Consider the following 21,282-nt stretch of genomic DNA (forward strand, 5'->3'; position numbering starts at 1 on the left):
AAGTGTTGCCAAAGGAACCCCAAACCAGAAGACCCCGAAGAATCAACCAGCCAGGGATATCAAACAAATTGGCACTGGCTTATCAAGCACCCTGTTGAGTTCTCAAAGAACAACCACACACCACCCGGACATCCCCACCAGGATGACCCCCGAACGGGGCACCACACCCAACCGCTCTCGCGCTGGGCACTTTTACTACGCTACCCGGTGGTTTTCGTCGTGTCAAACCTGTATTTCGCGGTCTGTCACGCTTTCACCCTTTTTCGGGCACCACGGCGCAAACGGCGTTCGCCGTTCTTGTCGCGGGTTCCGACAGGCCGGCCGTCGCGGTTTCCCACGAACTCGCCCGGTGCCCTGCCGGTCGTCAACCATACCCGGTCGGTTCCGCCTCACCAAATCCGCCTCGCGGCAGATCCGGGGCCCCACCCGGACCAGGATCCAACGGATACAACCCGCCCGACCCTGACATCATTCCCGCGCCCGGCCTCCAGGACTTTCGCCCCGATTCGTCCGTTCCGCGCTGGCAGAGAGAAAGTTACGCGCCCGCCGGAGTGATCGTCAAATCCGCCGGGCGCGTCCCGCGTCACACTGTCGACGTACGACTATTTCTCCAGCTCAACGCCCGCGAAGGAGCGCTTGCCGCGGCGCAGCACCAGGTACCGGCCGTGCAGCAGGTCCGCCGGGGAGACCACTGCGTCCACCTCTGTCACCCGGTTGTTGTTGACGTAGGCGCCGCCCTCGGCGATGACCCGCCGGGCTTCCTTCAGGCTCGGCACCAGCCCGGCCTCGCGCAGCAGTCCGGCCACGTCGGGCAGCTGGGTGAGGTGGACGAGCCCCGCCTCGGTCAGCGCGGCGCGCAGCGTGGTCGGCGTGAGCTCCGCCAGCGACCCCCGGCCGAAGAGCGCCTGGCTGGCGGCGACCACCTGGGCCATCTCCCGTTCGCCGTGCACCAGGGTGGTCAACTCCTCGGCGAGCGCGCGCTGCCCCATCCGGGCCGCTGGCCGCTCCGCGGTCTCCTTCTCCAGCGCCTCCAACTCCTCGCGGGGGCGGAAGCTGAAGTACCGCAGGTAGCCGTTCACGTCCCGGTCGTCGACATTGACCCAGAACTGGTAGAAGGCGTACGGGCTGGTCAGCTCGGGGTCGAGCCAGATCGCGCCGCCCTCGGTCTTGCCGAACTTCGTGCCGTCGGACTTCGTCACCAGCGGCGTGGTGAAAGCCTGCACCGGTCCGGCGCCCCGGCGGCGCACGTAGTCGACGCCGGCGGTGATGTTTCCCCACTGGTCGGAGCCGCCGAACTGGAGCTGGCAGCCGTACCGGCGGTGCAGCTCGAAGAAGTCGTTGGCCTGCAGCAGCTGGTAGCTGAACTCGGTGAAGCTGATCCCGCTCTCCAGCCGGGCCTTGACCACCTCCCGGGCGAGCATCCGGTTGACCGGGAAGTGCTTGCCGACGTCCCGGAGGAACTCGACCACCGACATCTCGCCGGTCCAGTCCAGGTTGTTGACCAGCTGGGCCCCGTTGGCCCCGGTGTACGACACGAAGGGGGCGAGCTGGTCCCGGATCCGGCTCACCCAGCCGGCGACCACCTCGGGCGGGTTGAGCGTCCGCTCCGCGCTCTCCTTCGGGTCGCCGATCTGCCCGGTGGCGCCGCCCACCAGCAGCAGCGGCCGATGTCCGGCGAGCTGGAGGCGGCGGGCGGTGACGACCTGCATGAGGTGGCCGACGTGCAGGCTCGGCGCGGTCGGGTCGAACCCCACGTAGAAGGCAGCCGACCGGCCGTCGAGCAGGGCACGCAGCTCGTCGAGGCCGGTGGAGTCCTGGATCAGGCCGCGCCACCGCAGGTCATCGGTCAGGGAGTCCCGCCCGGGCGGCGGGAGGTTGCTGTCGGTCACGATCATCCATTCTCCCCCATGACGGGCCGCCGTCCGTACCGGGTTTGCCCACGGGCCGCCGGCTAGGCTGGCGGCTTCATGATCGAGGAAGGGGCCGCGATGGACACGCCGGAGATGACGGGGGGCTTCGTCGCCCTGCTCGGCCTGGAGTTCGACGAGGTCGGTGACGACCGGGTGGTCATCCGCTGGCGGGTGCGACCGGAACTGCACCAGCCGTACGGCATCCAGCACGGCGGGGTGTACTGCGCGGTGGTGGAGACGGCGGCCAGCGTCGGCGGCGCCCTCTGGCTCGGTGACCGGGGTCAGGTGGTCGGCGTGTCCAACCAGACCGACTTCCTCCGGGCCGTCCGGGACGGTGAGCTGACCGCGGTGGGTACCCCGGTGCACCGCGGCCGCAGCCAGCAGCTCTGGCAGGTGGAGATCACCGACGCGGACGCCCGGCTGGTGGCCCGCGGCCAGGTCCGGCTGCAGAACCTCTACCCCGCCGCCTGATCCACCGGGTCGGCGGCCCCGCCGGCGTACGCGCATCTGTGCCCAGCCGGCAGGGAGGTGAAGTCCTCCGCTCCGTCCGGGGCCACTGGGTTACCCGCGGGCCTCCGTGGGCGGGGTGGGCAGATCCAGCACGTACGCGTCGCCCTCGGGCCGGAAGCCGAGCCGGTGGTAGTAGGGGGCGACCATGCCGGGCGGGCTCACCACCCGGCGGAAGCCCCGGTCGGTGAAGAGACTGCTGCGTCGGTAGACGAACTCCCCGGGGGTGAAGTCGCGGAACCGCCGGCTCACGTAGTCCAGGTCGATCTGGGCCACACCACCGGGCTCGGCGTGCGACAGCACGACCCCCACCACCTCGTCGGCCCGCAGCACCAGGAAGGCGGAGCGCCGCACCGACGGGTCGGGGTCCCACCGGAAGTTGGGGTTGAACCGGGCGATGTCGGCGGCGTGCACCCGCAGCATGTGGGCCAGGAACTGGTCGTCGACCCCCACCTCGACGACCTGGTAGGTCGCCTCGTCGTGGCGGGTGGCGAGCATGGTGCGCAGGTACCAGACGTTGATCACGGCCAGCACGACGTTCAACCCGACCATGGGCCAGACCTGGATGGCAGCGTTGTAGCCGATCAGGATCAGACAGCCGAGCAGATTCAGCCCCCGTAGCCGGAGGATGCGCGTCTGCAGCAGCGACCAGACCAGCAGCGCCGAGCCGCTCCAGCCCACGAATTCCAGCCAGTTCACCCCGCGAGGGTAGTGCCCGCCCTGCTCAGGCCGGTCGGCGGGACGGCACTTGACGCCGGGGCGGGGCCGGTGGGCCCGGCGGGGCCCGGCCCGGTGGGCTCCGTTGGGCCCGGCGGTGGGGCCCGGCAGGGCCCGGCCCGGTGGGCTCCGGCGGGGCCGAGGTCTCCGGCGGGGCCCGGCCCGTTGGGCCAGGCGCAAACGAGACGGGACGCGACTGGCCCGCCCGGGCGGGCCAGTCGGGTTCGGTCCGGCCGGGATCGGGACCGGGCCGGCGGTCAGGCGCGATCAGACGGTCAGACGGTCAGCTCCAGGACGTACTCCTCGACGTCGTGGCCGCGGCCGGCCGCATAGCCGTGGTCCTCACCCCGGATGACGAAGCCGCACTTGCGCAACACGGCGAGGGAGCCGTGGTTGTCCTTGGCCGCCCTGGCGTGCACCGGCCGCTGCGGCAACTCCCGCAGCAGTGCCCCGAGCGCGCGAGTGGCGTATCCCCGGCCCCAGCGGGCCCGGTCGATCCAGTAGCTGACCTCGGTGCGGTCGCCCACCGGGAAGGCGATCACGTGGCCGACCACCGCGCCGTCGACAGTGACCGTGCGGGAGACGATCGCCCGGTCGGTGCGCACCCGGCGCCAGTGGGCCGCGAACTCGGCCCGGTCGGTTGGGTCCTGAGCGGTGAAGGCCGCCATCCGCACCGCCTCCGGATCCTGCTGGTGGCGGTAGAACTCCTCCAGGTCGTCGTCGTGGATGGGACGCAGTTGCAGGTCGGCGGTCACGGCCCGAGGATACGGCGGGGGTACGACGTCCGGGACCTCCGACCGGCGGCACTCCCGCCCGGCACTGTCGACCCGGCCGCGCCCTGGGCACACCGTCCTGCGCCGCTGCCGCCGTCGGCCGCGGCGGACAAGGCTGACCGGTGGAGCTGACCAGCGAACTGGTCACCGACCGCGCAGCCGGCGTTCGACAATGACCGGATGAGACGAGTGGTGAGGGCACCGCGGCGGCGGGCGGGGACCCGGACGGCGGGCGGCACAGCAGTCGGCGCGCTGGCCGTCGGGGCCCGGGCGCTGGGCGCCTCGGCCCTCGGGTCGCTGGCCGTGTCCGCGCTCGCCACTGGGGCCGTCGCGGTGGGGCGCTCGCGGTCGGCCGGCTGGCGATCCGCCGGGCGGTCGTCCGCGAGCTGCGCATCGGCCGGCTGAAGGTGGACGAGCTGACCGTGCGGAACCGGCCGCCGGGCGCCGGCTAGCGGACGGTGCCCGCCGTGTCCCACGGCATGTCTCCAGCCGCTACCAGTGGCGCATGCCACGCATGCGCAGCACACCCGGGACGGACGGCGCCCGGGGAAACCCGGCGGGGCGGCGCGTCCGGGTCGACAATGGCCTGATCGACCGTTGGGAGGCGCGATGAACCGACCCGTCGTGGTGGGCGTGGACGGATCCCCGCCGAGCCTGGTGGCGGCGGAGCACGCGGCGCAGGCCGCCACGCTGCGCTCGCGTCCGCTGCACCTGGTGCACGGTTACCTGCACCCGCTCGGCTACGGCGTGCCGCTGAACCCGTACGACGTGGGCGTCCCGGCGCCGACCGAGCAGGCACAGAAGATGGTGGCGCAGGCGGCGGCGGAGCTCGCCGACCGCTGGCCGGGCCTGACCGTCGAGGCGCGCCAGGTGGCCGGCGGGCCGGGTGCCGCGCTGGTCGAGGAGTCGCGGCGGGCGGAGCTGGTGGTGGTGGGCAGCCGGGGTCTCGGTGGCTTCGCCGGCCTGTTGCTCGGGTCGGTGGGCGCGCAGGTCGCGGCGCACGCGCACTGCCCGGTGCTGGTGGTCCGCCCCGCCGAGCAGCCGCTCCCGGTCGAGGGGCCGGTGCTGGTCGGGGTGGACGGGTCGGAGTCCGCCGAGCTGGCCGTCGGGTACGCCGCCGACGAGGCGACCCGCCGCGGGACCCCCGTGGTGCTGGTGCACGTCCGGCCGTCGGACGAGGAACGTCGGGTGCCCGACGAGGTCGCGGAGACGCGGGCCGCCGACCAGGCCGAGTCCGTCGAGCTGCTGGCCACCGCCGGGGCGGCGGTGCGGGGCAGCCACCCGGGCCTGGCCGTCGAGGAGCGGGTGCTGCGGGCGGCCAAGCCCGAGCAGGCGTTGATCGAGGCGAGCGGGGACGCGTCGCTGGTGGTGGTCGGCACGCGCGGGCGGGGCGGTTTCACCGGCATGTTGCTCGGCTCGGTCAGCCAGGCCCTGGTGCAGCACGCCCACTGCCCGGTGCTGGTCGCCCACCCGTACGGTCACGCCCGCTGAGCCGGCCGCGGCCGCCCGCCGCGAGTGCCGGCCCCCGGACGGACGACGTTCGCTGCTTCCCGGCCCGACGGCGCCCCACACCCCCAGACCCGCGGGCCGCTGCACCGTGTGGTGGCCCGCGGGTCACGCCGGGCGGGCGGCGAGGCGGGTCAGCTGTCCTGCCGGCCGAGCATCTCCTCGAAGGTGGTGGTGAGGGCGAACGGGTCGGCCGGTCCGGTGGACGGCGACCGGCGGTGAACCTGATCGGCCAACTCGGCCCCGGCCCGGGTGATCCGCGCCCGCAGCGCGCCGTCGGCCACCCCGCCGGACCAGTCCTCGGGCGCGGCGAAGACCGCGGTGGGCGTCACCACCGCGTGCAGGTAGGCGAACATCGGGCGCAGCGCGTGCTCCAGGGCGAGCGAGTGCCGGGCGGTGCCCCCGGTGGCGCCGATGAGCACCGGCCGGTCGACCAGCGCGGCGGAGTCGACCAGGTCGAAGAAGGACTTGAACAGCCCGTTGTACGACGCGTTGAAGATCGGGGTCACGGCGATCAGCCCATCGGCGCCGGTGACCGTGTCGAGCACCTCCCGCAGCGCGGCCGACGGGAAGCCGGTGAGCAGGTGGTTGACCACGTCGTGGGCGTGCTCGCGCAGCTCCACCGGGCGCAGCTTGACGCTCTCGCCCCGCCGGACCAGCTCGTCGCGGGTGGCCGCGGCGAGCTGGTCGGCCAGCAGCCGGGTCGACGAGGGCTGGCTGAGCCCGGCCGACACCACGGCGAGCGTGCGGCGGCTCATCGGCCCGCCTCCGCGTCGACCAGGTCACCGGAGGCGGCGGCCCGCAGCGAGGCGTGCGTCGGCGCCTCCGGCACGTGCGCCGGGCGCAGCGAGTCGAACTCCTTGCGCAGCACCGGGACCACCTCCTCGCCGAGGATGTCGAGCTGCTCCAGCACGGTCTTCAACGGCAGGCCGGCATGGTCGACGAGGAACAGCTGCCGCTGGTAGTCGCCGACGTAGTCGCGGAAGCCCAGCGTCCGGTCGATGACCTGTTGCGGGCTGCCCACGGTCAGCGGGGTCTGCGCGGTGAACTCCTCCAGCGACGGGCCGTGCCCGTAGACCGGGGCGTTGTCGAAGTAGGGCCGGAACTCCCGTACGGCGTCCTGCGAGTTCTTCCGCATGAACACCTGCCCGCCGAGCCCGACGACGGCCTGGTCCGCGGAGCCGTGGCCGTAGTGCTCGAACCGCTGCCGGTACAGGCCAACCATCCGCTGGGTGTGCTCCTTTAGCCAGAAGATGTGGTTGGCGAAGAAGCCGTCGCCGTAGTAGGCGGCCTGCTCGGCGATCTCCGGGCTGCGGATCGAGCCGTGCCAGACGAACGGCGGCACCCCGTCGAGCGGGCGCGGCGTCGACGTGAACGACTGCAACGGGGTGCGGAAGCGGCCCTGCCAGTTCACCACCTCCTCCCGCCAGAGCCGGCGCAGCAGGTCGTAGTTCTCGATGGCCAGCGGGATACCGTTGCGGATGTCCTGGCCGAACCAGGGGTAGACCGGCCCGGTGTTGCCGCGGCCCATCATGAGGTCGACCCGGCCGTCGGCCAGGTGCTGGAGCATCGCGTAGTCCTCGGCGATCTTCACCGGGTCGTTGGTGGTGATCAGCGTGGTGGAGGTGGAGAGCAGCAGCCGCTCGGTCCGGGCCGCGATCCAGCCCAGCATGGTGGTGGGCGACGAGGGTACGAACGGCGGGTTGTGGTGCTCGCCGGTGGCGAAGACGTCCAGGCCGACCTCCTCGGCCTTGAGCGCGATCGTCGCCATCGCCTTGATCCGCTCATGCTCGGTCGGCTCCCGACCGGTGGTCGGGTCGACCGTGACGTCGCCGACGGTGAAGACTCCGAACTGCATGACCGACTCCTCGCGTTGTCCGGCCCGGAACCTGGCGGCTCCGGCACGCCCCGGACAACATATTTGACGAGTCAACTATTCCGTACGGCGGGTACCGGCTGGATCAGCCGCCGGCCACCGACGGCAGGACCTGCACCTCCGCGGCGTCGCCCACCGGCGCGTCGAGACCGCCCAGGTGCCGGCAGTCCTCCCCGTCGACGTAGACGTTGACGTAGCGGCGCAGCTCGCCCCGCTCGTCGCGGATCCGGCGGGCCAGCAGCGGCCAGGAGCCGGCCAGCTCGTCGAGGACAGCACGCAGGGTGCCGCCGGCGTCGACGCTCAGCCGGCTCGCGCCCCCGGCCTCCCCGCGCAGCGGGCCCGGCAGCAGCAGTGTGACCACCTCACACCCCCGCGGCGCGCAGGCAGAGCACGTCGGGCAGGTGCGCGGCCACGCAGGACCACGAGTCGCCCTCGTCGCGGCTGGCGTAGACCTCGCCGGAGCGGGTGCCGACGTAGACCCCGCCGGGCTCGGCGTCGTCGGCGCACATCGCGTCGCGTAGCACCGCGGGGTAGAACGGCCCCTCCGGCAGGCCGGCGCTCAGCGGCTGCCAGCTGCCGCCCGCGTCCACCGAGCGCCAGACCCGGCACCGGTGGCCGACCGGGAACCGCTGGCTGTCGGCCGTGAGCGGGAAGGTGAAGACCGAGCCGGGCCGCCGGGGCAGCGTGACGATCGGAAAGCCGAAGTCACTGGGCAGGCCCCCGGCGATCGAGGACCAGGTGCGCCCGTCGTCGTCGGAGCGATAGACGCCGTGGTGGTTCTGCGCGTAGAGCCGTTCGGGGTCGCCGGCGTCGCGGGCCACCTTGTGGACGCACTGACCAAACTCGGGCCACTCGTCGGGCAGGAAGTAGGCCTGGATTCCGGTGTTGCCCGGTGACCAGCTCGCGCCCCCGTCGGTGGAGCGGTAGACCCCGCCGGTGGACATGGCAACGGTGATCCGATCGGCGTCGGCGGGGTGCGGCAGCACCGTGTGCACGGCCTGCCCGCCGAAGCCGGCGCCCCACCGCTCCCGGTGCGGGTGGTCCCAGAGCGGGCGGACCAGGTGGTAGGTGACGCCGCCGTCGTCGGACCGGAACAGGGCCGAGGGCTCGGTGCCAGCCCAGACGACGTCGGGCTGGCCCGGGCCGGCCGGGGTGAGCTGCCAGACCCGGCCCAGCGCGACGCCGGTGTCGGCCGGGAAGGCGACCGGCGCCTGGCCGGGCTCGTGCCAGGAGGCCCCCAGGTCGTCGCTGGTGGCGACGCTGGGCCCGAAGTGGGAGCTGCTCAACGCGGCCAGCAGCCGGGGGATCGCCCGTCGGGTGTCGATCGCCACCGCGTAGACCCCGGTCATCGGGAAGTGCGGGCCGCTGACCTGCCAGCCACGCCGGCCGTCGCGGCTGGTGGCGAGGAAGAGGCCCTTCGCCGTGCCGATCGCGAGCAGTGTGGCCATGGACCGTCCTCCGTCCCTCGACGCGCACGTGCCGTGATTATTGCCACAGCCCCCGACAGAACCGCCACACCCCGCGACCGGCGGTCAGCGGCGGGCACGCGGCACGTGCCGGCGGTACGCGCTCACCGTCGGGTCGCCGGCGATCCAGAACCGCCACGGCACGTCGTGCGCCCCGGTCACCCCGACCCGCGGCCCGGCGGCGACCGCGTCCTCGGGCACCGGCGCCCCGGCCGGTCGCAGCCGGACCGGGCCGTCGTCGAGCAGGTAGCGCCCGTAGCTGGTGCGGTCGATGCCGAGCGCCGCGCAGAGCCGGGCCGGCCCGCGCGCGAGATCAGTGTCCCGGCGTACGGCGGGGCGTCGCAGGCGCGCCTCGGCGAGGCCGTCGACCACCTCGCCGGCGCGCAGCAGCACCGCGGATGCCTCGCCGTCCGGCCCGGTGACCACGTTCATGCACCAGTGCATGCCGTAGGTGAAGTAGACGTAGGCGTGCCCGGACGGGCCGAACATCACCGCGTTGCGCGGGGTGCGCCCCCGGTGGGCGTGCGAGGCGGGGTCGCCGGCCGTGCCGGCGTACGCCTCGACCTCGGTGACGCGGACGGTGACCCCACCGGCGGTGAGGCGGCAGCCGAGCAACCCACGCGCCGCCGGCAGCACCGGGCCGGCGAGCAGGTCGGCCAGGTCCCCGAGCTCGCTCGGCCGTCGCCCGGAACGCATCACCACGCGACCGACCCTATCCGCCCGCAACGCCGGCACACCCGGCCCTGTCGATAAGGGCAGGCTTACCTTAGAGTGTGCCCGTGACACCCCCGTCTTCCCTGCTCCCGGCCATCGGCGCGGTACCGTTCGTCCGCGATCTGGCCACCCACGGCGACCGGCCCGCAGTGCTCACCCCCGACGGGGAGATCTCCTACGCCGACCTCGCCGAGCGGGTCCGGACGACCGCCGCCCGGCTCGGCGCGGCGCGCCGGCTGGTGCTCGTCGTCGGGGCGAACACGACCGACGCGCTGGTGGCCTACCTGGCCGCGCTCTACGCCGGCCACCCGGTGCTGCTGGTGCCCGGCGGCAACGACACGGCGGTGACGGCGCTGGTCTCGGCGTACGACCCGGACGTGGTGGTCGGCCCGGGCGACGGCGGGTGGGCCGTCACCGACCGGCGGGCCGCCTCCGCGCACGACCTGCACCCCGAGCTGGCGCTGCTGTTGAGCACGTCCGGGTCGACGGGCTCGCCGAAGCTGGTCCGGCTCTCGCACACCAACCTGCAGGCCAACGCCGAGTCGATCGCCGAGTACCTGGCCATCCGGCCCACCGATCGGGCGGCCACCACGCTCCCGCTGCACTACTGCTACGGCCTCTCGGTGGTCAACAGCCACCTGGCCCGCGGCGCGGCGCTGGTGCTGACCGACCTCTCGGTGGCCGACGCCTGCTTCTGGGAGCTGTTCCGGGCCACCCGCGCCACTACCTTCGCCGGCGTCCCGTACACCTTCGAGCTGCTGGACCGGGTTGGCTTCGCCGCGATGAACCTGCCGCACCTGCGCTACCTCAGCCAGGCCGGCGGACGGCTCGCGCCGGAGCAGGTGGTCCGCTACGCCGAGCTGGGCCGCCGCGCCGGCTGGGACCTGTTCGTCATGTACGGCCAGACCGAGGCGACGGCGCGGATGGCGTACCTCCCGCCGGACCTCGCGGCCGACCACCCGGCGGCGATCGGCGTGCCGGTGCCCGGCGGCGCGTTCCGGCTCGCCCCGGTCGACGACCACCCCGACCCGGAGGTCGGCGAGCTGGTGTACGCGGGGCCGAACGTCATGCTGGGCTACGCCACCTCCCCCGCCGATCTGGCGCTCGGCCGGACCGTCGACGAGCTGCACACCGGTGACCTGGCCCGGCGCACCGCCGGCGGGCTGTACGAGATCGTCGGTCGGCGCAGCCGGTTCGCCAAGATCCTCGGGCTGCGGATCGACCCGCAGCAGGTCGAGACGATGCTGGCCCGGCACGGGGTGAGCACGACCTGCGTCGGCGGGGACAGCGAGCTGCTCGTCGCGGCGGTCGGCGACGGCGACCCGCGCCGGGTCCGCCGGCTGGTCGCCGAGGAGGTGGGGCTGCCGCCGCGCGCGGTGCGGGTGCTGGTCCTGGCCGAGCTGCCCCGGCTGGCCACCGGCAAGCCGGACCTGCCCGCGCTGCGGGCGCTGGCCGGCGCCGCCGGGGCGCCGGCCCCGCCGCCCGCCGCCGCGCCGTCGGGTGACCTGTGCCGGCTGTACGCGGAGGTGCTGGACCGCACCGACGTCACCCCGGATCGGAGCTTCGTCGACCTTGGCGGCGACTCGCTGTCGTACGTGGAGATGTCGGTCCGGCTGGAGCAGGAACTCGGGCACCTGCCGGCCAACTGGCACATCTTGCCGATCGCCGAGCTGCGCGCCCCGGCGCGCCGGCCCGGCCGGCGGCGGTCGCTGGAGACGAGCGTGGCGCTGCGCGCGGCCGCGATCGTGCTGATCGTCGGGTCGCACATCCCGCTGTTCACCATCACCGGCGGTGCGCACCTGCTGCTCGCCGTGGCCGGGTTCAACTTCGCCCGGTTCCAGCTCACCGATGCCGACCGGCGGGACCGGCTGCGGCAGATCCGCTCCGGCCTGGCCCGGATCGTGCTGCCCACGACGGCCTGGATCGGGGCGGTGATGCTGGTCGGCGGCGACTACCGGCTGAGTACTTTGCTGCTGGTCAACAGCATCGTCGGCCCGCCCGGCAGCGAGACCGGGTGGCACTTCTGGTTCATCGAGGCCGTGGTCTACCTCGTGCTGGCGCTCGCCGCCCTGCTCGCCCTGCGCCGGGTGGACCGGCTGGAGCGGCGCCACCCGTTCGCCTTCCCGCTCGCGCTGACCGCCGTGGCGCTGCTCGGCCGGTACGACGTCTTCGGCCTCGACGCCCGGTACGACCTGCCGTCGGCGCTGGTGGCGGGCTGGCTGTTCACCCTGGGCTGGGCCGCGGCCCGGGCCGACGGGATGCGGCAGCGGCTGCTGGTGACCGCCGCCACGGCGGTCACCGTGCCGGGCTTCTTCGGCCAGCCGCAGCGCGAGGCGTTGATCGTGGCCGGGCTGGCGCTGCTGACCTGGCTACCCACCGTGCCCAGCCTGTCAGCGGTGAACCGGGTGGCCGGGGTGCTGGCGGCCAGCTCGCTCTACATCTACGTGACTCACTGGCAGGTCTACCCCCACCTGCGGGAGCTGCCGCTGGTCGCGCTGGCCGCCAGCCTCGCCCTGGGCATCGGCTACGCGGCGCTGGTCAATCGGGCCTGGCGCTGGACCGCCAGCCGCCACCCCGGCCGCCCCACCCTGGCTGATCAGCCATCGGGTTGACGGAACCGGGCCCGGGAGACGACGGCCCGGAGGGCACCGTCGCCCAGCGCGCGTCCCCGTCCGCGAGAACCTTTCAACCCCTTGTTGACAACGGCACGCTCGCCGGCATCACGTGATCGCACGACCGTCTCGGGTGACACTGGGCGCAGGACGGCCACGACGGGAGGGCGAGATGAAGCGCGAGGAGATGCTGACGTACTGCCTGGCGAAGCCGGGGGCGTGGCTGGACCGGCCGTGGGAGGGCGACGAGGTGGTCAAGGTCGGCGGCCGCATCTTCGCGTTCCTCGGCTCCGGCGGCGGGGACCCCACGGTCGGGGTGAAGTGCGGGCCGAACCGGGAGGCGGCCGACGAGTGGCTGCACCGGCATCCCGGTGACGCCACGGTGATGGCGTACATCGGCCGGTCCGGCTGGAACACGCTGCGCCTGGCCGGCGGCATCGACGACGAGGAGCTGATCGAGGCGGTCGACGAGTCGTACGACGCGGTGGTGGCGAAGCTGCCGAAGCGGGAGCGCCCGGCGGCGGGCTGAGGCGGCGGCGGGGCGCGGCAGGCCGCCGCGCCCCGCCGGTGTCAGCGGGGGACGACCCGCTCGGCGGCCCACTCCCGCCAGCCGACCAGCTTGTCGGCGGCGGCGGCGAGCTGGTCGGCGACCGGGCCGGGCCCGGTGGAGCCGGGCGTGGTCCGGGCGGCGAGCGCCGAGCGGACCGAGAGCACGTCGCGCACGCCCGGATCGAGGTGCGGGCTGACCGCGGCCAGGTCGTCGTCGGAGACGTCCTCCAGGGCGCAGTCCCGGGCCACACAGAGTGCGACCAGCTTGCCGGTGATCTCGTGCGCGTCGCGGAACGGCACGCCCTTGCGGACCAGCCAGTCGGCCACCTCGGTGGCCAGCGAGTAGCCCACCGGCGCCGCGGCGACCAGCCGGTCGACGCGTACCGTCATCGTGGAGATCATCCCGGCGAGGGCCGGCAGCAGCAGTTCCAGGGTGTCGACCGCGTCGAAGGCCGGCTCCTTGTCCTCCTGCATGTCCCGGTCGTACGTCATCGGCAGGCCCTTGAGCATGGTGAGCACGCTCATCAGCCCGCCGACCAGGCGGCCGGACTTGCCCCGGGCCAGCTCCGCGATGTCCGCGTTCTTCTTCTGCGGCATGATCGACGAGCCGGTGGCGAAGGCGTCGTCCAGCTCCACCCAGCCGAACTCCTGCGAGGTCCAGAGCACCACCTCCTCGCCGAGGCGGGACAGGTGCACCCCGATCAGCGCGGTGGTGAAGAGGAACTCGGCGACGAAGTCCCGGTCGGCCACGGCGTCCATCGAGTTCGACGCGGGGGCGGTGAACCCGAGCTCGCGGGCCACCCGCACCGGGTCCAGCGGCAGCGACGAGCCCGCGAGGGCACCCGCGCCGAGCGGGCTGACCGCCGCCCGGGCGTCCCAGTCGCGCAGCCGGTCCAGGTCGCGCAGCAGCGGCTGGACGTGGGCGAGCAGCCAGTGCCCGAAGGTGACCGGCTGGGCGTGCTGCAGGTGGGTCATGCCCGGCGCGGGGGTCGCCACGTGCCGCTCGGCCTGTTCGACCAGCGCCTCAGCCAGCTCGACCAGCCGGCCGGCCACGCCCCGGGCGTGATCGCGCAGGTAGAGCCGCAGGTCGGTGGCGACCTGGTCGTTGCGGGACCGGCCGGCGCGCAGCTTGCCGCCGAGGCTGCCGAGGCGTTCCAGCAGCCCGCGCTCCAGGGCGGTGTGCACATCCTCGTCGTCGATGGTGGGCCGGAACTGCCCGGAGGCGCAGGCCGCCTCCAGGTCGTCGAGGGCGGCGAGGATGCGACCCAGTTCCTCGGCGTCGAGCAGGCCGGCGCGGGCGAGGACCCGGGCGTGCGCCCGGGACGCCGCGATGTCGTACGGGGCCAGTCGCCAGTCGAACTGCACGCTCACCGACAGTCGGGCCAGCGCCTCGGCGGGGCCGCCGGCGAACCGGCCGCCCCACAGGCTCGTCCGGTTGGTGCCGGCGCTGTTCTCGGTCAGGCTCTTGTCATCCACCCCGCCCATTGTGGTGCCCACGCTCAGGCGCCACCCAACCGGGCGTCCCGCGCGGCGGCCATCTTGCTGGGCAGCCCCCACAGCTGCACGAAGCCCTTGGCCAGGGACTGGTCGAAGGTGTCGCCGGTGTCGTAGGTGGCCAGGCCGAAGTCGTAGAGGCTGGCCTCGGAGCGCCGGCCGGTAACGGTGGCCCGGCCGCCGTGCAGGGTCAGCCGCACCTCACCGGAGACGTGCCGCTGGGCGTCGTCGATGAACGCGTCCAGGCTGTGCTTCAGCGGCGAGAACCAGAGGCCGTCGTAGACCAGCTCGCCCCAGCGCTGGTCCACGCTCCGCTTGAACCGGGCCAGGTCCCGCTCGACGGTGACCGCCTCCAGCTCCTGGTGGGCGGTGATCAGCGCGATCGCGCCGGGCGCCTCGTACACCTCGCGGCTCTTGATGCCGACGAGGCGGTCCTCGACCATGTCGAGCCGGCCCACGCCCTGCGCGCCGGCGCGCCGGTTCAGCTCCAGGATGGCCTGGTACGGGGTCACCGTCTCGCCGTCGATCGCCACCGGCACACCGGCGTCGAAGGTGATCACGACCTCGTCGGCGTCACGCGGCTCAGCCGGGTCGGCGGTGTAGGAGTAGAGGTTCTCGACGGGGCCGTTCCAGATGTCCTCCAGGAAGCCGGTCTCCACCGCCCGGCCCCACAGGTTCTGGTCGATGGAGTACGGCGACTTCGCCGACACGTCGATCGGCAGGCCCTTCTCCTCGGCGAAGGCGATCGCCTTGTCCCGGGTCCAGGCGAAGTCCCGGGCCGGCGCGACGATCTTCAGGTCGGGGGCGAGCGCGCCCAGACCGACCTCGAAGCGGACCTGGTCGTTGCCCTTGCCGGTGCAGCCGTGCGACACGATGGTGCCGCCGTGCTTGCGCGCCGCCGCCACCAGGTGCTTGACGATCAGCGGCCGGGACAGCGCGGAGACCAGCGGGTAGCGGTCCATGTAGAGGGCGTTGGCGCGGATCGCCGGCAGGCAGTACTCGGCGGCGAACTCGTCGCGCGCGTCGATCACCTCGGACTCCACCGCCCCGCAGTCCAGCGCGCGCTGCCGGATGACGGCGAGGTCCTCGCCGCCCTGGCCGACGTCGACCGCGACCGCGATCACCTCGGCGCCGGTCTGCTCGGCAAGGTAGGGAATGGCGACGGAGGTGTCCAGCCCTCCGGAGTACGCCAGGACGACCCGCTCGGTCATGGTGTGGTGCTCCCTTCAATGTTCTCTTCCCGGCGGGCCCAGCCGGCGAGCCTCTCGCCGAGCGCGGCCCCGCCGTCGGCCTCGCGGGCCACGACGAGGATGGTGTCGTCGCCGGCGATGGTGCCGACGATTTCGGGCAGGCCCGCTCGGTCCAACGCGCTGGCCAGGTAGTGGGCTGCGCCCGGCGGGGTGCGCAGCACGGCGATGTTGCCGCTGGAGTCGACGCCGTTGAGCAGTTCGCGCAGCAGCCGTACCAGCCGGGCCGGGGCGGCCTCGGCGTCACGCAGCGGCCGGTGGCCGTCCTCGGGGATCAGGTAGACGCCCCGCCCGTCCCCGCCGCGCACGGTCACCGCGCCGAGTTCCTTGAGGTCGCGGGAGAGGGTGGCCTGGGTGACCTGGATGCCGTCGCCGGCGAGCAGGTCGGCCAGCTCGGCCTGCGAGTGGATCGCGGTGTCCCGGATCAGCTCGACGATGCGGGCGTGCCGGGCGGCGCGGGTCAGCGGGGCGGTCATCTGGTCTCCCTGGTCACGGTGGCGCCCGGCGCCGCCGCGTCCGGGGCCGCGGCCCCGAGGAGGAACGTGAGCAGCGCCTTCTGGGCGTGCAGCCGATTCTCCGCTTGGTCGAAGACAGCGCTCTGCGGGCCGTCGAGCACCTCGTCGGTGATCTCCTCGCCGCGGTGCGCGGGCAGGCAGTGCAGCACGATCGCCCCGGGCGCGGCGTGGCCGAGCAGCCCGGTGTTGACCTGGTACGGCAGGAACGGGGTGAGCCGGTCCCGCCCGTCGGCCTCCTGGCCCATCGAGGTCCAGGTGTCGGTGGCGACCACGTCGGCACCGGCCACCGCCGCGACCGGGTCGGTCAGCACCTGGACCGAACCGCCGGTGCCGGCGGCGATCTTCTCCGCCTGGGCCACCACCTCGGGGAGCGGGGCGAAGCCGGCCGGCCCGGCGACCCGGACGTGCATCCCGGCGGTCGCCCCGGCGAGCAGGTACGAGTGGGCCATGTTGTTGGCCGTGTCCCCGACGTAGGCCAGGGTGCGGCCGCCCGTGCCACCGCACCGCTCCCGGACGGTGAGCAGGTCGGCGAGGAGCTGGCAGGGGTGGAAGTCGTCGGTGAGCGCGTTGACCACCGGCACGGTGGCCGCCCCGGCGACCTCGGCGATCCGATCGTCGCCGTGCGTGCGCAGCACGATCGCCGCGACGTAGCGGGAGAGCACCCGGCCGGCGTCGGCGAGGGTCTCGCCGCGGCCGAAGTGGGTCACCTGGGTGTCCACCACGAGCGGGTGGCCGCCGAGTTCGGCGATGCCGGCGTCGAAGGAGATCCGGGTGCGCAGGCTCTGCTTGTCGAACAGCACCGCCACCGACCGGGGCCCGGCCAGGGGCCTGTGCCCGAACCGGTCGGCCTTCATCCGGGCGGCGAGGTCGAGCACGGCGGACTGCTCGGCGGGCGTGAGGTCGTCGTCCCGCAGGAAGTGCCGGGTCATGCGCTGGCCTCCGTCGTGGTCGTGGTCATCCCTGCGGGCGTCGGCGTCGGCGGGATCGTGGAGGGTTCCGGCGCCGCCGGGGGCCGCTCCCCGCCAGGATCCGGAGCGGCGGGGCCCGCCGCTTCCAACGCGGCCGGCAGCGCGGCCAGGAAGGCGTCGACCTGGGCGGCGGTGAGGATCAGCGGCGGGGCGAGCCGGACCACGCCGGGCTGCACCGGGTTGACCAGGAAGCCCGCCTCGCGCAGCGCCTCGCCGAGCACGGCCGCCACCGGCGCGGCGAGCACCACGCCGAGCAGCAGGCCCGCCCCGCGTACGCCGGCGACGAGCGGGTGGTCGAGCGCCTCGATGCCTCGGCGCAGCCGCTCGCCGACCCGCTTGACGTGGTCGAGCAGCCCTTCGTTGGCGATGGTCGCCACCACCGCGAGGGCGGCGGCGCAGCTGACCGGGTTGCCGCCGAAGGTGGTGCCGTGCGAGCCCGGGCCGAGCAGCTCGGCGGCCCGGCCGAAGGCCAGCGTGGCGCCGATGGGCAGCCCACCGCCGAGCCCCTTGGCCAGGGTGACCACGTCCGGCTCGACACCGTCGGCCTGGTGGGCGAACCAGTGCCCGGTGCGCCCGACGCCGGTCTGCACCTCGTCGAGCACCAGCAGCGCCCCGTGCCGGGCGGTGATCCGCCGCGCGGCGGCCAGGTAGCCCGGGGGCGGGACGACCACGCCGTTCTCACCCTGGATCGGCTCCAGGATCACCATGGCGGTGGCGTCGGTGACCGCCGCCGCCAGCGCCGCGACGTCGCCGTAGTCGACGTGGGTGACTTCGCCGGGCAGCGGACGGAACGGGTCGGCCTTGGCCGGCTGACCGGTCAGAGCCAGCGCCCCCATGGTGCGGCCGTGGAAGCCGCCCGTCGTGGCGACCACGTGCGACCGGCCGGTGAGCCGGGAGAGCTTGAAGGCGGCCTCGTTGGCCTCGGCGCCGGAGTTGGCGAAGAACACCCGGCCGGGCCGGCCGGCGAGCGCCAGCAACAGCTCGGCCAGGGCCACCGGCGGCTCGGCGACGTAGAGGTTGGAGACGTGCCCGAGCGTGGCGACCTGCTTCGACACGGCGGCCACCACGGCCGGGTGGGCGTGGCCGAGGGCGTTGACCGCGATGCCGCCGACCAGGTCGACGTACTCCCGGCCGGCGTCGTCGACGACCACGGCGCCGGAGCCGGCGACCAGCGCCAGCGGCGGGGTGCCGTAGTTGTCCATCATGGACTGACCCCAGCGTTCCACCAGCATGCTCATGACCGGATCCCGCCTTCCGCGTCCGCGCCCGCGGGGCTCGCAAGCCCGGTGCCCGCGCTGACGACCATCGTTCCGAAGCCTTCCGAGGTGAACACTTCCAGCAGCGTCGAGTGGGCGACCCGGCCGTCGACGACGTGCGCCGCCGGCACTCCCCCGCGCACCGCCCGCAGGCAGGCCTCCATCTTGGGCACCATGCCGCTCTCCAGCGACGGCAGCAGCTTCGCCAGGTCGTCGGCGGTGATCTCGGAGACCAGGCTGGCGGTGTCCGGCCAGTCGGCGTAGAGACCCGGCACGTCGGTGAGGACGACCAGCTTGCGGGCGTCGAGGGCGACGGCGAGCGCGGCGGCGGCGGTGTCGGCGTTCAGGTTGTGCAACACCCCGTCGGCGTCCGGCGCGACGGTGGAGATCACCGGGATCCGGCCGGCGGCGATGAGGTCGGTGACCGCGGAGACGTCCACCGACTCCACGTCCCCGACCTGGCCCACGTCGACCGGCTCCCCGTCGACGTACGCGGGCCGCCGGACCGCGGTGAACAGCCCCCCGTCCTCGCCGGAGAGCCCGACCGCGAACGGGCCGTGCGCGTTGATCAACCCGACCAGTTCCCGGCCGACCTGGCCGACGAGCACCATCCGGACCACGTCCATCGCCTCGGCCGTGGTGACCCGCAGGCCGCCCCGGAACTCGCTGGCGATGCCGAGCCGGCCGAGCATGGCCGAGATCTGCGGCCCGCCGCCGTGCACCACCACCGGCTTGAGGCCGGCGTAGCGCAGGAACACCATGTCGGCGGCGAAGGCCCGTTGCAACTCGGGGTCGACCATGGCGTTGCCGCCGTACTTGACCACGACGGTGGCGCCGGAGAAGCGGGCCAGCCAGGGCAGCGCCTCGATCAACGTGGCGGCCTTGGCCTGGGCGCGGGTGAGGTCGGCGGTGAGGCTCATGTCGAGTAGGCCGAGTTCTCGTGCACGTACGCGTGGGACAGGTCGTTGGTCCAGACGGTGGCCGCGGCGTCACCAGTGTGCAGGTCGATCCGGATGGTGACGTCCCGCCCGGTCAGGTCGACCTTGGCGCGGTCCTCGGCGGCGGCACCGCCCCGGCACACCCAGACCCCGTTGACCGCCACGTCGACGGCGTCCGGCTCGAAGGCGGCGGTGGTGGTGCCGACGGCGGCGAGGATCCGCCCCCAGTTCGGGTCGTTGCCGAACAACGCGGTCTTGACCAGGTTGTTCCGGGCCACGGCACGGCCCACCTCGACCGCGTCGTCCTCGCCGGCGGCGCCGACCACGTCGATGGCGATCTGCTTGGTGGCGCCCTCGGCGTCGGCGATGAGCTGCTGGGCCAGGTCGTGGGCGGCGGCGGTGACCGCGGCCGTCAGCTCGGCCGGTGTCGGCTCGATGCCGCTGGCGCCGCTGGCGAGCAGCAGCACCGTGTCGTTGGTGGACATGCAGCCGTCGGAGTCGATCCGGTCGAAGGTGACCCGGCAGGCGGCCCGCAGCGCGGCGTCCAGCGCATCCGGCCCGGCCACCGCGTCGGTGGTCAGCACGCAGAGCATGGTGGCCATCGCCGGGGCCAGCATGCCCGCGCCCTTGGCCATGCCGCCGACCGTCCAGCCGCTGCCGTGGGCCACCGCGGTCTTCGGCCGGGTGTCCGTGGTCATGATCGCCTCGGCGGCGGGGATCCCGCCCTCCCGGGACAGCCCCCGCACGGCGGCGCGCACGCCGGAGAGCAACGCGGGCATGGGCAGCCGCTCGCCGATCAGGCCGGTGGAGCAGACCGCCACCTCGCCGGCGCCGAGCATCAGCCGCGGGCCGGCCGCGGTGAGCGCGGCGGCGGTGTGCTCGGCGGTGGCGTGGGTGTCCTGGAAGCCGGCCGGACCGGTGCAGGCGTTGGCGCCGCCGGAGTTGAGCACCACCGCGCGCACCACGCCGCCGCGGACGACCTGCTGGGTCCAGAGCACCGGCGCGGCCTTGACCCGGTTGGCGGTGAAGACGCCGGCGACACCGGCGTCCGGGCCGTCGTTGACGACGAGCGCGACGTCGCTGGCGCCGCTGGCCTTGAGGCCGGCCGCCACGCCGGCGGCCCGGAACCCGCGGGGGGCGGTGACGCTCACGGCGCGACCCCCCAGACGGCGAGGCCGGCGGTCTCGGGCAGGCCGAACATCAGGTTGGCGTTCTGCACGGCCTGGCCGGCGGCACCCTTGCCGAGGTTGTCCAGTGCGCTGAGCACGATCATCCGCCGCGAGTCGACGTCGACGGTGGCCTGCAGGTGGCAGGAGTTGGAGCCGAGGGTGGCGGCGGTGTGCGGCCACCGGCCCTCCGGCAGCACGTGCACGAACGGCGCGTCGGCGTACGCCTCGGCGAGCACCGCCCGCGGGTCGACGCCGCGGGTCGGCAACGCGGTGACGGTGGCCAGGATGCCGCGCGGCATCGGCGCCAGCACCGGGGTGAAGGACAGGCCGGTCGCCCCGGTCGCCTGCTTGATCTCGGGCACGTGCTGGTGGGTGCCGACCCGGTAGGGCGACAGGTCGCCCATCACCTCGCTGCCGAGCAGGTGCGGCTTGGCCGCCTTCCCGGCCCCGGAGGTGCCGGAGGCGGCGACCACCACCACGTCGGCCGGGTCGGCGGCGCCGGCGGCGATCAGCGGCGCGAGCGCCAGTGTGATCGTGGCGGCGTAGCAGCCGGTGCTGGCCACCCGGGTGGAGCCGGCGATCAACTCCCGCTGGCCGGGCAGCTCCGGCAGGCCGTACGTCCACGGGCCGGCGTGGGTGCCGCCGTAGTACCGCGCCCAGTCGTGGGAGTTGGCCAGCCGGTGGTCGGCGCCGAGGTCGACGATCCGCACCTCGGGCGAAAGCTGCGCGGCGAGGGCCGCGGACTCGCCGTGCGGCAGGGCCAGAAAGACCAGGTCGGCGTCGGCCAGGGCCGCCGGCTCGGTCGCGCCGAGGACCAGGTCCAGCCCGGTGAGCTGGGGGTGCACGACGTCGACGCGGTGCCCGGCCTGGCTGTGCGCGGTGGCGGCCACCAGGTCGAACTCCGGGTGCCCGGCCACCAGGCGCAGCAACTCCCCGCCGGCGTAGCCGCTCGCCCCGGCGACAGCGACTCGGATCCCCATACTCACCTCCGCATGACTATGCGGCGAAGGCTAGCAGCGGTGATCGCCCACTGCAAGTTCATGCGTCCCACTGCATGGACATGAG

The 21,282-nt window shown here is 73.9% G+C and carries 20 protein-coding genes; 4 read left to right on the forward strand and 16 right to left on the reverse strand.

Going from position 1 to position 21,282, the window contains the following annotated elements; genetic code table 11:
- Positions 1–602: 602 nt before the first annotated feature.
- Positions 603–1,895, reverse strand: coding sequence for a tyrosine--tRNA ligase (gene tyrS / locus C1I99_RS09665; RefSeq protein ID WP_438941399.1), 1,293 nt, complete (start codon positions 1,893–1,895; stop codon positions 603–605).
- Positions 1,896–1,988: 93 nt separating this feature from the next.
- On the opposite strand from tyrS, the gene C1I99_RS09670 reads away from it, so the two are divergent.
- A complete protein-coding gene (locus tag C1I99_RS09670) occupies positions 1,989–2,381 on the forward strand; it encodes a PaaI family thioesterase (protein ID WP_111133899.1) in 393 nt (130 codons plus the stop codon).
- A gap of 90 nt (positions 2,382–2,471) precedes the next feature.
- On the opposite strand, the gene C1I99_RS09675 is transcribed toward C1I99_RS09670, so the two are convergent.
- Positions 2,472–3,116, reverse strand: coding sequence for a hypothetical protein (locus C1I99_RS09675; protein WP_111133874.1), 645 nt, complete (start codon positions 3,114–3,116; stop codon positions 2,472–2,474).
- 293 nt (positions 3,117–3,409) lie between these two features.
- Positions 3,410–3,889 carry a GNAT family N-acetyltransferase gene (locus C1I99_RS09685; RefSeq protein ID WP_111133875.1) on the reverse strand — a complete coding sequence of 160 codons (480 nt, stop codon included), beginning with the start codon at positions 3,887–3,889 and terminating at the stop codon, positions 3,410–3,412.
- Between the two features lie 627 nt (positions 3,890–4,516).
- On the opposite strand from C1I99_RS09685, the gene C1I99_RS09695 reads away from it, so the two are divergent.
- Positions 4,517–5,398 (forward strand): universal stress protein, encoded by an 882-nt coding sequence (locus C1I99_RS09695; protein WP_111133876.1) that lies wholly within the window; start codon positions 4,517–4,519, stop codon positions 5,396–5,398.
- Between the two features lie 149 nt (positions 5,399–5,547).
- Here C1I99_RS09695 and C1I99_RS09700 read toward each other — a convergent pair whose 3' ends face one another.
- From C1I99_RS09700 to C1I99_RS09720, 5 genes are all read right to left on the reverse strand, one after another.
- Positions 5,548–6,171: an FMN reductase gene (locus tag C1I99_RS09700; RefSeq protein WP_111133877.1), complete on the reverse strand. Its 624-nt coding sequence runs from the start codon at positions 6,169–6,171 to the stop codon at positions 5,548–5,550.
- Entirely contained in the window at positions 6,168–7,271 is a 1,104-nt protein-coding gene (locus C1I99_RS09705; RefSeq protein ID WP_111133878.1) for an LLM class flavin-dependent oxidoreductase, read from the reverse strand. Before C1I99_RS09705 ends, C1I99_RS09700 begins: the two co-directional genes overlap by 4 nt.
- 103 nt (positions 7,272–7,374) lie before the next feature.
- Positions 7,375–7,650 (reverse strand): MoaD/ThiS family protein, encoded by a 276-nt coding sequence (locus tag C1I99_RS09710; RefSeq protein WP_111133879.1) that lies wholly within the window; start codon positions 7,648–7,650, stop codon positions 7,375–7,377.
- A 1-nt stretch (position 7,651) separates the two neighbouring features.
- Positions 7,652–8,737 carry a WD40/YVTN/BNR-like repeat-containing protein gene (locus tag C1I99_RS09715; RefSeq protein WP_111133880.1) on the reverse strand — a complete coding sequence of 362 codons (1,086 nt, stop codon included), beginning with the start codon at positions 8,735–8,737 and terminating at the stop codon, positions 7,652–7,654.
- An 84-nt stretch (positions 8,738–8,821) separates the two neighbouring features.
- Positions 8,822–9,451, reverse strand: a complete 630-nt coding sequence (locus tag C1I99_RS09720; protein ID WP_111133900.1) for a DNA-3-methyladenine glycosylase — start codon at positions 9,449–9,451, stop codon at positions 8,822–8,824.
- A 77-nt stretch (positions 9,452–9,528) separates the two neighbouring features.
- Here C1I99_RS09720 and C1I99_RS09725 point away from each other — a divergent pair, with 77 nt between their 5' ends.
- Together C1I99_RS09725 and C1I99_RS09730 are read left to right on the forward strand one after the other, a co-directional pair.
- Complete coding sequence (locus tag C1I99_RS09725; RefSeq protein ID WP_111133881.1) at positions 9,529–12,081, forward strand: AMP-binding protein; 2,553 nt, start codon at positions 9,529–9,531, stop codon at positions 12,079–12,081.
- 172 nt (positions 12,082–12,253) lie between these two features.
- Positions 12,254–12,610: an MmcQ/YjbR family DNA-binding protein gene (locus C1I99_RS09730; RefSeq protein ID WP_111133882.1), complete on the forward strand. Its 357-nt coding sequence runs from the start codon at positions 12,254–12,256 to the stop codon at positions 12,608–12,610.
- Positions 12,611–12,651: 41 nt separating this feature from the next.
- Here the strand turns inward: C1I99_RS09730 and argH are convergent, their stop codons facing one another.
- The 8 genes from argH to argC are packed head-to-tail and all read right to left on the reverse strand — an operon-like array spanning position 12,652 to position 21,197.
- A complete protein-coding gene (gene argH / locus C1I99_RS09735; protein ID WP_111133883.1) occupies positions 12,652–14,115 on the reverse strand; it encodes an argininosuccinate lyase in 1,464 nt (487 codons plus the stop codon).
- A gap of 14 nt (positions 14,116–14,129) precedes the next feature.
- Positions 14,130–15,335, reverse strand: a complete 1,206-nt coding sequence (locus C1I99_RS09740; RefSeq protein ID WP_111133884.1) for an argininosuccinate synthase — start codon at positions 15,333–15,335, stop codon at positions 14,130–14,132.
- Positions 15,332–15,847 carry an arginine repressor gene (locus C1I99_RS09745; RefSeq protein ID WP_111133885.1) on the reverse strand — a complete coding sequence of 172 codons (516 nt, stop codon included), beginning with the start codon at positions 15,845–15,847 and terminating at the stop codon, positions 15,332–15,334. Before C1I99_RS09745 ends, C1I99_RS09740 begins: the two co-directional genes overlap by 4 nt.
- Positions 15,844–16,815 carry an ornithine carbamoyltransferase gene (gene argF, locus C1I99_RS09750; RefSeq protein ID WP_111133886.1) on the reverse strand — a complete coding sequence of 324 codons (972 nt, stop codon included), beginning with the start codon at positions 16,813–16,815 and terminating at the stop codon, positions 15,844–15,846. Before argF ends, C1I99_RS09745 begins: the two co-directional genes overlap by 4 nt.
- Complete coding sequence (locus C1I99_RS09755; protein WP_111133887.1) at positions 16,812–18,092, reverse strand: acetylornithine transaminase; 1,281 nt, start codon at positions 18,090–18,092, stop codon at positions 16,812–16,814. Before C1I99_RS09755 ends, argF begins: the two co-directional genes overlap by 4 nt.
- Positions 18,089–19,030, reverse strand: coding sequence for an acetylglutamate kinase (gene argB, locus C1I99_RS09760; RefSeq protein WP_111133888.1), 942 nt, complete (start codon positions 19,028–19,030; stop codon positions 18,089–18,091). Before argB ends, C1I99_RS09755 begins: the two co-directional genes overlap by 4 nt.
- Positions 19,027–20,199: a bifunctional glutamate N-acetyltransferase/amino-acid acetyltransferase ArgJ gene (gene argJ / locus C1I99_RS09765; protein ID WP_111133889.1), complete on the reverse strand. Its 1,173-nt coding sequence runs from the start codon at positions 20,197–20,199 to the stop codon at positions 19,027–19,029. Before argJ ends, argB begins: the two co-directional genes overlap by 4 nt.
- Entirely contained in the window at positions 20,196–21,197 is a 1,002-nt protein-coding gene (argC, locus tag C1I99_RS09770; protein WP_111133890.1) for an N-acetyl-gamma-glutamyl-phosphate reductase, read from the reverse strand. Before argC ends, argJ begins: the two co-directional genes overlap by 4 nt.
- Positions 21,198–21,282: the final 85 nt, after the last annotated feature.

It is taken from the genome of Micromonospora deserti (assembly GCF_003236335.1).
Taxonomy (GTDB): domain Bacteria; phylum Actinomycetota; class Actinomycetes; order Mycobacteriales; family Micromonosporaceae; genus Micromonospora; species Micromonospora deserti.